Genomic DNA, 12,184 nt, shown 5'->3' on the forward strand with positions numbered 1-12,184 from the left:
ATAGGTTTAGTTATACCTGAATTAAAAGGTAAATTAGACGGAGGAGCTCAAAGAGTTCCAGTTATAACTGGTTCATTAACTGAATTAGTTTGTACATTAGGAAAGAACGTTACAGTAGAAGAAATAAATACTGCAATGAAAGCTGCTTCAACTGAATCTTTCGGATACACTGAAGAAGAATTAGTATCTTCTGACATAATAGGGATAGATTTTGGATCATTATTCGATGCAACTCAAACAAAAGTTATGGAAGTAAACGGACAACAATTAGTTAAAGTTGTTTCTTGGTACGATAATGAAATGTCTTATACTGCTCAATTAATAAGAACATTAGGATACTTTGCTGGTTTAGCTAAGTAATTTAATATAAGTCCGAGCTTGTAGTTAAAAACTACAAGCTTAGGACTTTTTTAAGAGTAATATTTAGGTAAAATTATAAAGAAATATGTGATATACTAAAACTATATGTGATATACTTAAACGGTATGTGACATACTAAAACAATGTGTGATATACTAAATTGTGTGTTATAAAAAATCAATATGATCAACAATGGGTTAGCTTTATTTTGAAAAGGAGAGATAAATATGTCAATGCTTAATAAAAAAACAATAGAAGATATAAATGTATGTGGAAAAAAAGTTTTAGTAAGATGTGATTTCAATGTACCATTAAAAGATGGTGTGATAACTGATGAAAACAGATTAAACGGGGCTTTACCAACTATAAAATACTTAATAGAAAATGGAGCAAAAGTTATATTATGTTCTCACTTAGGAAAACCAAAAGGAGAAGCTAAACCAGAGTTATCTTTAGCACCAGTTGCTGAAAGATTATCACAAATGTTAAACAAAGAAGTAGTATTTGCTGCAGATGATAACGTTGTAGGAGAAAATGCAAAGACAGCTGTAGAAAAAATGGAAAATGGTGATATAGTATTATTACAAAACACTAGATATAGAAAAGAAGAAACTAAAAATGAAGAAAACTTCTCTAAAGAGTTAGCTTCATTAGCTGAAATATTCGTAAATGATGCATTCGGTACTGCTCATAGAGCTCACTGTTCAACAGTAGGTGCTGGTGAATTCTTAGAAGAAAGAGTTTGTGGATACTTAATACAAAAAGAATTAAAGTTCTTAGGAGAAACAGTTGCAGCTCCAGTAAGACCTTTCACTGCAATATTGGGAGGAGCTAAAGTATCTGATAAGATAGCTGTTATAGAGCAATTATTAGAAAAAGTAGATAACCTAATAATAGGTGGAGGTATGGCTTACACATTCCTAAAAGCTCAAGGATATGAAATAGGAACTTCATTAGTTGAAGAAGATAAAGTAGAATACGCAAAAGAAATGATGGACAAAGCAGAAGCTAAAGGTGTTAAGTTATTATTACCAGTAGACAATGCTGTTGCTGATAAGTTTGCAGACGTAGCACCAGTTATAACTGAAGATGCTAATATACCAGCAGGTCATATGGGACTAGATATAGGACCTAAGGCTACTGAAGAATATGTAAACACAGTAAATAAATCTAAAACAATAGTATGGAATGGACCAATGGGAGTATTCGAATTCGAAAACTTCGCAAGTGGAACATTAGCTGTTGCTAAAGCTATGGCAGCATTAACTGATGCTACTACTGTAATAGGTGGCGGAGATTCAGCTGCAGCTGTTAACCAATTAGGATTTGGAGATAAAATGACTCACGTATCAACTGGTGGTGGGGCATCTTTAGAATTCTTAGAAGGTAAAGAATTACCAGGCATAGTAGCTTTAGATAATAAATAAATTCGAAAATAATAGTAAGGCATTTCAATATGCCACACATTAATATATAAATATGACCACAGTTTAGTTTTACTAAAAGTAAAACACCTTATATAAAAATTATTGAATCATGAGAAATCTGATACTCAGATTTCTCAGAGATTTAACTTAAGTGGGAGGAATAAAAATATGAGAAAACCTATAATAGCAGGAAACTGGAAAATGCACAAAACTATAGCTGAAGCATTAGAATTTGTGAATGAAGTTAAAAATAAAGTAAATAATGATAAAGTAGAGGCTGTAATATGTGCACCTTTTACATTATTAAAGGATTTAAAAGAAGCAACAAAAGGGACTAACATAAAGATAGGTGCTCAAAACATGCACTTTGAAGAAAATGGAGCATTCACTGGGGAAATATCACCTCTTATGTTAAAAGAAATAGAAATGGACTATGTTGTAATAGGACATTCAGAAAGAAGACAATACTTCAACGAGACTAATGAAACTGTAAATAAAAAAGTTTTAAAAGCTTTAGAAGTAGGAATAGATCCAATATTATGTTGTGGAGAAACTTTAGAAGAAAGAGAAGCAGCAGAAACTAAATCAGTTTGTAAAGTTCAAGTAGAAAAAGCTTTAGAAAATGTATCTGTAGACGATATATCTAAAGTTGTAATAGCTTATGAACCAATATGGGCTATAGGAACTGGAAAAACTGCAACTAGTGAAGATGCTAATGATGTAATAAAATATATAAGAGAAGTTGTAGCTGGACTTTACGGGGAATTAGCTAACGAAGTTAGAATTCAATACGGTGGAAGCGTTAAGCCTGCAAATGTAGCGGAGATAATGAACCAAAGTGATATAGATGGAGCTTTAGTTGGTGGAGCTAGTTTAGCTGCTAATGATTACACAGAGCTTGTTAATTTCTAAGGAGACACAAAACATGAAGAAACCAATCGCATTAATAATAATGGATGGATATGGTGAAAGTAAAATAACACAAGGAAATGCTGTTATTGCTGCCAAAACTCCTAATTTAGATAAAATGGTAAAAGAATATCCTCATATGTTAATACAAGCTAGTGGATTAGATGTAGGTCTTCCAGATGGACAAATGGGCAACTCAGAAGTAGGACATACAAACATCGGGGCAGGAAGAATTGTATATCAAGATTTAACTAGAGTTAGTAAGTCTATAAATGATGGAGATTTCTTTACAAATGAAGTTTTATTAAAAGCTATGGAAAATGCAAAGGACCACTCTCTTCACTTAATGGGATTATTATCTGATGGTGGAGTTCACTCTCACATAGACCATTTAAAAGCTCTTATAAAAATGGCTAAAGAAAACGGTGTACAAAATGTATTTGTTCATGCTTTCACAGATGGAAGAGATACAGCACCAAGAAGTGCTCTAGGATATATAGAAGATGTAGAAAGCTACATGAAAGAACTTGGAGTAGGTAAATTTGCTTCAGTTTCTGGTAGATACTACGCTATGGATAGAGACAAGAGATGGGAAAGAGTACAACTTGCATATGATGCAATGATTCAAGGTAAAGGAAGCACTGCAACTTCAGCTCATGAAGCTGTTCAAAACGCTTACAATGAAGATAAGAATGATGAATTTGTAATGCCTACAGTTATAGTTGAGAGTGATCAACCAGTAGGACTTATAAAAGAAGATGATTCTATCGTATTTGGTAACTTTAGACCAGATAGAGCTAGAGAAATAACTAGAGCTTTAGTATGTGATGAATTTGTTGGATTCGAAAGACCTTGTATGAAAACATTCTTTGTATGTTTAACTACATATGATATAACTATAAAGAATGTACATGTAGCTTTCGGACCTCAAAGTCTTGAAAATACATTAGGAGAATACTTAGCTAAGAATGGAAAAACTCAATTAAGAGCTGCGGAAACTGAAAAGTATGCGCATGTTACATTCTTCTTTAATGGCGGAGTAGAAGAACCTAATATAAACGAAGATAGATTATTAGTTCCGTCTCCAAGGGTTGCAACTTATGACTTACAACCAGAGATGAGTGCGGATGAATTAACAAATAAATTATTAACAGAAATAGATGAAGACAAATATGACTTTATCGTATTAAACTATGCTAATCCTGATATGGTAGGTCATACAGGAATAGTTAAAGCAGCTATTACGGCTGTTGAAACTGTAGATGAATGTGTAGGGAGAGTTGTTGAAAAATTACTTTCTAAAGGTGGACAAGCGTTAATAACTGCTGACCACGGAAATGCAGAACTTATGCAAGATCCAGAAACTAAAACAACTATAACAGCACACTCAATAAACCCAGTGCCATTTATAGTTGTAAGTGAAGAATTAAAATCTGCTAAGTTAAAAGAAGACGGTAGATTAAGTGATATAGCACCTACAGTGTTATCAATGATGAATTTAGATAAACCAGGACAAATGACTGGGGAGTCTTTAATAATAAAAAAATAAAAATAAAAAATTTTAAAATTATATAAAAATTATAAATTTACCCATCAAAGCTTTTTTATATAATTACTAAGTTTTTATTAGTAATAACTATCGAATTAAACAAAAAATTAAGTTGATTTAAATCAACTACTAAAAACCGAGAGGAGATATATAATATGTCAGTTATCGAATTAGTATACGCAAGAGAAGTTTTAGATTCAAGAGGAAATCCAACAGTAGAGGTTGAAGTTGTATTAGAAAGTGGATCAATAGGAAGAGCTATAGTACCATCAGGAGCATCAACAGGAGCTTTCGAAGCAGTTGAATTAAGAGATGGGAACAAAGGAAGATACTTAGGAAAAGGTGTAGAAACAGCTGTTACTAACGTAAATGAAATAATAGCTCCAGAATTAGAAGGAATGGATCCTTTTGATCAACCTACTATAGATGGTTTAATGATAGAATTAGATGGAACTCCAAACAAAAGTAAATTAGGAGCTAATGCTATATTAGGTGTTTCTATGGCTGTAGCTAGAGCTGCTGCTGAAGAACTAGGATTACCATTATTCCAATACATAGGTGGAGTAAATGCTAAGCAATTACCAGTTCCAATGATGAACATAATAAACGGAGGAGAGCATGCTGATAACAACGTGGATGTACAAGAATTCATGATATTACCAGTAGGAGCTCCAACTTTCAAAGAAGCATTAAGAATGGGTGCAGAAGTATTCCACTCTTTAAAGAATGTATTAGCTGAAAATGGATTAGCTTGCGGTGTAGGTGACGAAGGTGGATTCGCTCCAAACTTATCATCAAACAGAGCTGCCTTAGAATTAATAGTAGATGCTATATCTAAAGCTGGATATGAGCCAGGAAAAGATATAATGTTAGGATTAGACGTTGCTGCTACAGAAATGTACAACAAAGAAACTCAAAAATATGTTTTAGCTGGAGAAGGAAAAGAATTAACTGCAGCTGAAATGGTTGACTTCTACGCTGAGTGGGTAGAAAACTTCCCAATAATAACTATAGAAGATGGATTAGATGAAGAAGATTGGGATGGATGGAAATTATTAACTGATAAATTAGGAAAGAAAATACAATTAGTTGGAGATGATTTATTCGTTACTAACACTGAAAGATTAGAAAGAGGAATAGAAAGTGGAGTAGCTAACTCTATACTAGTTAAAGTTAATCAAATAGGTACAATAACTGAGACTTTAGATGCTATAGAAATGGCTAAGAGAGCTGGATACACTGCAGTTATATCTCATAGATCAGGAGAAACAGAAGATACTACTATAGCTGATTTAGCTGTAGCTGTAAACGCTGGTCAAATAAAGACTGGTGCTCCATCAAGAACTGATAGAGTTGCTAAATATAACCAGTTATTAAGAATAGAAGAAATGGTTGGAGAATCTGCTAGATACTGTGGATTAAACTCTTTCTATAACTTAAAGAAATAATTTAATCTTAAAAATTAAATTAATATAAACTTAAGGGTCTTAGAAATATCTAAGATCCTTATTTTGTATTAAAATGGAATATTTATAATATACAGGGAATGATATATTTATATAATGATAAAAATATTATATATGAGGCAAATTAGGCTGTATAGCTTGAATACACTAGTTTTATATGATATATTAAAGAGTAACCAAGATGAAGAATATGTAACTGATAGGAGGATAACACATGGATATAGGAATGATATTAATGGGTGTACAAGTAGTATTAGCTGTAGTACTTATAGGAAGCATAATGCCACAAGATACGAAGAGTGCACTTCCGTCACAGTTTGGTGGAGAAGGTAACCAAAGTTACTTCAAGCCAAAAGGGAAAGAAGCTTTCCTTGCAAGAGTAACAAAAATATCTGCAGTATTATTTTTCTTAAACGCACTAGCAATGCTTTTACTTAAGTAATATTAAATAATTGGCCGTTATTTAATAAGATGTTTAAGAGATGATTTAAAAATTAAATTTGATTTTTAAAGAGACAACTACGTTTATGCGTAGTTGTTTTTTATATATGAAAAGTTTTTAACATCAAAATACGATATAAATATAAAAATTATTAACAGAAATTACTTATTTTAATACAAATGCTGAGAATTAATACTTGAAAGTGTTGAAATATAGAAAAATTTAATAGATTTTTTTAGATTAAACTTACAAGGATTTTAAACAACAAATAGAGAAGTAAATTGTTATGATTGTTACAATACTACGGAAACAAGGAGTATAAAATTATGGCGATGTTTAAAATTAAGTACGAAGATGATTGGAAAAAAAACTACATATTAGAATTTAATCAAATGAGAGATGCATATGAAAAAAAACTACAGAAAAAGCAGATAGAAATTGATACATTAAAAGCAGACATAGTAAAATTGAAAAATAGTAAAAATACTCTAAAACCTAAAGAAAAACAAATAACAGACATAGATATACAATGTATAAAAGATTTAAGATTATGTGGATTAAGTTATAGTGAAATTTCAAAGAGAACAAGTTGGAGCAAAGCTACTGTAAGTAGAGTGCTAAATGGATTATATGATTAAATATAAATCTTGAAAATAGATATGGGTTGAGCCATGTCTATTTTTTTACTGTAAGGGAATAAATAGTGTATACAACTTTAATTTACCAAAGTATGGCAATGGTGTATAATAAGAATACAGTAACACCATAAGCAAGTCTAAATATGTTAAGAAACTAAATGAAACTAAGTAATAAGTGAATAAATATCTAAGTTAAAGAAAAAACTATACTTAAAATAAATCATATTTTTTATATATTAAAGTAATAATAAATTAATATCAATTATGAAGTAATCATAATATGAAATATAAGAAAATTTAATAGTTTCAGAATTTATATAGATATAAAATATAAAATACAGGAGGATAATCAATGTTACCAGGACTTAAAGAACGTCTATTAGGATTAGTAAGAGAAGACGCATATAACCCTTTAAAAAAAGAAGAATTAGCATTAATATTTGATATACATGCATCTGAAATGCCAATGTTTTATAACTTCTTAGAAGAGTTAGAAAAAGATGGACATATATGTAAAACTAAAAAAGGTAAAATAATAACACCTAAAGCAATGGGTCAATTTGTAGGTAAATTTGTATCTCATAGAAAAGGGTTTGGATTTGTAGAATCTGATGAAGAATATACTCAAGATTTATTCATACCATCTAGTGAGATAAATGGAGCTATGCATAACGATAGAGTTATGGCAGAAATAGTGACACCTGCAACCGATGATAGAAGAGCAGAAGGTAAAATAGTACAAATTATTGAAAGAGAAGTAACACAAATAGTTGGAGTATTCCAACCAAATAAGAATTTTGGATTTGTTATTCCTGATAATAAAAAATTCAATAAAGATATATATATACCTAAAAAATTCTTTAGTGGTGCAAGAGAAAATGATAAAGTTGTTTGTGAAATAACGGTATGGCCACAAGAAGATAAAAAAGCAGAAGGTAAGGTAATAGAAATATTAGGGCAAAAAGGGGAAAGAGGAGTAGAAATATCTTCTATAATAAAAGAGCATGGATTACCTGTAGAATTCCCTAAAAAAGTACTAGACGAAGCAGAAAGCATCCCTGTAGACATACCACAAGAAGAGATAGATAGAAGATTAGATATAAGAAATATGAAAACATTCACTATAGATGGTGATGATGCAAAAGATTTAGATGATGCTATATCTATAGAAGTATTACCTGATGGCAACTTTAAATTAGGAGTACATATAGCAGATGTTACTCATTATGTAGGTGAAAAAAGTAAATTAGATAAAGAAGCTTTAAAAAGAGCAACATCAGTTTACTTAGTTGATACAGTAATACCAATGTTACCTAAAAAGCTTTCTAATGGAGTATGTAGTTTAAATCCATTCGAAGATAAACTTACATTATCAATATTTATGGAAATAGACCGTAAAGGTAATGTTAAAAAATATGACATAAAAGAAACTATAATAAATTCAAAAGCTAGAATGACTTATACAGAAGTATCAGATATATTAGAAAAAGATGATGAAAAATTAAAAGCTACATTCTCTAGCTTAGTAGATGATTTCAAGACTGCAGAAGTTTTAGCTAGAATACTGATGGGAAGAAGAACTAAAAGAGGTGCATTAGACTTTGATTTCCCAGAAGCTAAAATAATATTAAATAAAGATGGAGAAGTTGCAGATATTAAACATTACGAAAGAAGAATATCAAACAAAATGATAGAAGAGTTCATGCTTATAAGTAATGAAACAATAGCAGAACATTACTTCTGGCTAAATCTACCTTTCGTTTATAGAATACATGAGACCCCATCAGCAGAAAAGATGCAAGATTTTAGTAAGTTTATATCTACATTTGGATACACTGTAAAAGGTGATTTAGAGCAAGTACATCCAAATGCATTACAAGCAATAATTGAACAAATAAAAGGAAAAAGAGAAGAAGCAGCTATAAGTACTATAATGCTTCGTTCTTTAAAGCAGGCTAAATATTCACCACAATGTACTGGACATTTTGGTTTATCAGCACAATATTACAGTCACTTTACTTCTCCAATAAGAAGATATCCTGACTTACAAATTCATAGAATTATAAAAGAAAACTTAAATAACAAGATAAATGCAAAGAGACAAGAGCAACTTGTAGCCATAGTTGACTACGCATCTACACAATCATCAGAAAGAGAAAGAGCAGCAGAACTTGCAGAAAGAGATGTTAAAGATTTCTACAAAGCTATGTACATGTATGATAAGATTGGTGAAGAGTTCGATGGTATAGTATCTAGTGTAACATCATTTGGTATGTTCATTGAATTACCTAATACTGTTGAAGGTTTAACAAGACTTGCTAATATGAGAGATGACTATTATATTTATGACGATATGACATATACTATAATGGGAGAAAGAACTAAGAAAACTTATAAAATAGGTGATCCTGTTAGAATCAAAGTTGAAAATGTAAATATTGATTTAAGAGAGATAGATTTTGAAATCCTTTACAAAATAGAAGATGATCAAGAAGAAGAAAAGATTGAACAAGAATAAATATTACGTGGGGTTGTGAAACGCGACCCCATATAATAATTAATTTAGTAGTGCATATTAAGGATTTGTTGACCTTGACTAGATAATACAAATATGGTATATTTTTACTAATAAATAAAATTAAATGTTTGTGAAGAAATTTTAATTTAAGAAGGTGAATCGTGTGGTAGGAACAAAATTATTAGCTTCAAATAAAAGAGCAAGACATGAGTATTTTATAGAAGAAACTTATGAATGTGGAATTGAATTAAAAGGTACAGAAGTAAAATCAATAAGACAAGGGAAACTAAATCTAAGTGATGGATATGCATCTGTAGACAATAGTGAAGTATTTTTAAAACAAGTTCATATAAGCCCATACGAGCAAGGAAATATATTTAATGTAGACCCTTTAAGAACTAGAAAATTATTACTTCATAAGCATGAAATAAGAAAACTTATAGGACTAACAACTATAAAAGGTTACTCATTAATTCCTTTAAGTGTTTATCTTAAAAATGGTAAAGTTAAGGTTCAATTAGCTTTAGCAAAAGGAAAGAAATTATATGATAAGCGTCAAGATTTAGCTACAAAAGATGCTCAAAGAAATATGGAAAGAGAAATTAGAGGTAAATATTAATACAGATAGTAAAATATTCTTTTTAATCTAGTTAATTACATTGATTTTTGCTTTCAAAAGTATTATATTATATATAACAACTGAATATAAATGGTGAAACAAATAAGTTTGCGAATTACAAAGTCACTAAGACTATAAACTACCACGGGGGCGTAAAGGTTTCGACGTGGGTTTGGAACTTGGGGCTGCGTGTCGTGTTACTCTGGGTCACGTAAAAACTGGGGACTTAAAACAAACGCAAACGATAATTACGCACTAGCAGCTTAGTTCTGCTCGTTCCTCCTAGCCCTCCTGCCGGTTAGGACTGAACGTCATTATGCAGGGAACTACTTTGGGGGTGTCTCGACCTAAAGTGGAATAATTGGGACTGGTCGACCACATAGCCCGCCACTAGGCGATGTGTTAGACGAGAAACTAGTATAGTGGATACACACGTAGATGCAACACGGAAAGGACTTGCGGACAGGGGTTCGACTCCCCTCGTCTCCACCATTGAAATCCACGAAAAAGGTATTGATTAAAAAATCAATACCTTTTTTTGTTTTAATTATTAGAATAAATAATGATGAACCGTATCAGAAGTAACGTAGCATGGTTTTGATAAATAAAACAAAAAATATAAAATAAAACATATCTAAAAAAGATATGTTTTTTTATTTAACATATTAAATTGTATATATTTGGAATAAAAGATATATTTTGATATAATAGTAATTAGTGTATTTACAACAAGGGGGGGAATAGAATGAGTTTAACACAAGATAAATTTGAATTTAGAGACTATGGATATACTATTATATCTAGATTTGAAAAATCTTTAAGAGAGTATTGCAAGACGATAATTAACATGAACTTTGGGGACTACACAGAATGTATACCTAAAGGAGTATTGGATTCATCTCAAAAAAGAAATCAAGAAATATTAGATTTAAGTGAAATGCTTGAAAGTATAGAATTTATACATTTAAAGGAAATCATAGTATACAAAAACAATTACAGTATATTTTTTGACAAGGAAAGATTAGCACAAAAAGACTTCATATATTTAATGGAGAGTTTATATGAACTAAGATGTAAGATAGCTCATATAAGAGGATATTTTTCTAAATTAGACTTAACAGCTTTAATTGAGGAAAGTAAAAAAATAGCAATTAATATGAAGTTCGAATATAAGAAATATATTGAACTTATAGATTCTATAGAAAGAAATCCAGAAGAGTTAATCATAAAAACACCAGTTGAATTTGTACATGATATGAAAGAAGATGTAAAAATACTGAATAATCTACCTATAGCAGACTATGAATATGAGGGTGGGTTTGTAGGTAGAGAAGAAGATAAAAGTAAAATAATAAAAATGTTACAAAATGGGACACATAGAGTAGTCACTATATCTGGTGCTGGCGGTGTAGGTAAATCGGCATTAGCTGTTAGTATAGTAAAAGAAGTACTAGATAGAGACTTGATAAAGTATGATAGTGTAATTTGGGTAAGTGCTAAAGAAAATAGACTTACATATTTAGGTATAGAAGATATAGAACCGACTTTAAAGAACTATGAAGAGTTACTAGATACAATACTCAATGTTATGGAATTTGATATTAGTGAATATCAAAGTATAGATGAGAAAGAAGATGATATAAATACTTTATTCGATTGTTGTGAAAAAGTATTAATAGTGATTGATAATTTAGAAACTATAACTGATGAAAGAATAATAAACTTTATATTAGACTCACATAGAAATACTACTATACTTATAACCAGTAGAAAAGGACTAGGTCAAGTAGAACGAAGATATGAGTTAAAGGAGTTAAAAGAAAAAGAAGCAATTCATCTTTTCAGAAGAATATCAGAAGATAAAAATATTAGGGGATTGAGGTCACTAGATAATGATACAATCAAAAAATATGTAAATAAGGTATATTGCTATCCATTAGCTATAAAATGGGTATTAGGTCATGTGGCTATTGGAAAAGATATAAATAATATAATAGACAATATAAACGAGAGTACTAGTGATATATCTATGTTCTGTTTTGAGCAAATATATAAAGGTCTTACTGAGGAAGCTAAACTTATACTATGTACATTAAGCTTCTTTGAAGATTCAGTACCAAAAGGAATAATAAAATATATTTGTAATATAGATGAAGTTATATTTGAAGACTCAATAAGTGATTTAGTACTGCTATCATTAATTATACCGGAGCAAAAGTTGAACAAAGAAAATAGAGAAATAAATACAGCATACTC

9 protein-coding genes, 1 other RNA gene and 1 pseudogene are annotated in these 12,184 nt (G+C 30.5%); all 11 read left to right on the top strand.

Annotated elements, in window-relative coordinates:
• Nucleotides 1-360: pseudogene (locus tag AC11VW_RS10400) on the top strand (type I glyceraldehyde-3-phosphate dehydrogenase); the annotation flags it as partial.
• Between the two features lie 227 nt (nt 361-587).
• Nucleotides 588-1,787 (top strand): phosphoglycerate kinase, encoded by a 1,200-nt coding sequence (locus AC11VW_RS10405; protein WP_484301348.1) that lies wholly within the window; start codon nt 588-590, stop codon nt 1,785-1,787.
• Between the two features lie 168 nt (nt 1,788-1,955).
• Nucleotides 1,956-2,699 carry a triose-phosphate isomerase gene (gene tpiA, locus AC11VW_RS10410; RefSeq protein ID WP_484301349.1) on the top strand — a complete coding sequence of 248 codons (744 nt, stop codon included), beginning with the start codon at nt 1,956-1,958 and terminating at the stop codon, nt 2,697-2,699.
• 13 nt (nt 2,700-2,712) lie between these two features.
• Entirely contained in the window at nt 2,713-4,245 is a 1,533-nt protein-coding gene (gene gpmI, locus AC11VW_RS10415; RefSeq protein WP_484301350.1) for a 2,3-bisphosphoglycerate-independent phosphoglycerate mutase, read from the top strand.
• Nucleotides 4,246-4,400: 155 nt separating this feature from the next.
• Nucleotides 4,401-5,693, top strand: coding sequence for a phosphopyruvate hydratase (gene eno, locus AC11VW_RS10420; protein WP_484301351.1), 1,293 nt, complete (start codon nt 4,401-4,403; stop codon nt 5,691-5,693).
• Nucleotides 5,694-5,925: 232 nt separating this feature from the next.
• Nucleotides 5,926-6,153, top strand: coding sequence for a preprotein translocase subunit SecG (gene secG / locus AC11VW_RS10425; RefSeq protein ID WP_484301352.1), 228 nt, complete (start codon nt 5,926-5,928; stop codon nt 6,151-6,153).
• A 326-nt stretch (nt 6,154-6,479) separates the two neighbouring features.
• Nucleotides 6,480-6,791 (top strand): helix-turn-helix domain-containing protein, encoded by a 312-nt coding sequence (locus AC11VW_RS10430; protein ID WP_484301353.1) that lies wholly within the window; start codon nt 6,480-6,482, stop codon nt 6,789-6,791.
• Nucleotides 6,792-7,143: 352 nt separating this feature from the next.
• Entirely contained in the window at nt 7,144-9,309 is a 2,166-nt protein-coding gene (gene rnr, locus AC11VW_RS10435; protein ID WP_484301354.1) for a ribonuclease R, read from the top strand.
• A 163-nt stretch (nt 9,310-9,472) separates the two neighbouring features.
• Nucleotides 9,473-9,928 (top strand): SsrA-binding protein SmpB, encoded by a 456-nt coding sequence (gene smpB, locus AC11VW_RS10440; RefSeq protein ID WP_484301355.1) that lies wholly within the window; start codon nt 9,473-9,475, stop codon nt 9,926-9,928.
• 146 nt (nt 9,929-10,074) lie between these two features.
• Nucleotides 10,075-10,420, top strand: a transfer-messenger RNA (tmRNA) gene (gene ssrA / locus AC11VW_RS10445).
• A gap of 253 nt (nt 10,421-10,673) precedes the next feature.
• The coding region (locus AC11VW_RS10450) for an NB-ARC domain-containing protein (protein ID WP_484301356.1) at nt 10,674-12,184 on the top strand (1,511 nt) is incomplete at its 3' end.

It is taken from the genome of Romboutsia sp. (genome assembly GCF_056995035.1).

What these genes read in the sequence shown, in the direction of transcription:
- gpmI (WP_484301350.1), top strand. Translation starts at nt 2,713, where the DNA reads ATGAAGAAACCAATCGCATTAATAATAATGGATGGATATGGTGAAAGT.
- AC11VW_RS10430 (WP_484301353.1), top strand. Translation starts at nt 6,480, where the DNA reads ATGGCGATGTTTAAAATTAAGTACGAAGATGATTGGAAAAAAAACTAC.
- rnr (WP_484301354.1), top strand. Translation starts at nt 7,144, where the DNA reads ATGTTACCAGGACTTAAAGAACGTCTATTAGGATTAGTAAGAGAAGAC.
- eno (WP_484301351.1), top strand. Translation starts at nt 4,401, where the DNA reads ATGTCAGTTATCGAATTAGTATACGCAAGAGAAGTTTTAGATTCAAGA.
- AC11VW_RS10405 (WP_484301348.1), top strand. Translation starts at nt 588, where the DNA reads ATGTCAATGCTTAATAAAAAAACAATAGAAGATATAAATGTATGTGGA.
- tpiA (WP_484301349.1), top strand. Translation starts at nt 1,956, where the DNA reads ATGAGAAAACCTATAATAGCAGGAAACTGGAAAATGCACAAAACTATA.
- secG (WP_484301352.1), top strand. Translation starts at nt 5,926, where the DNA reads ATGGATATAGGAATGATATTAATGGGTGTACAAGTAGTATTAGCTGTA.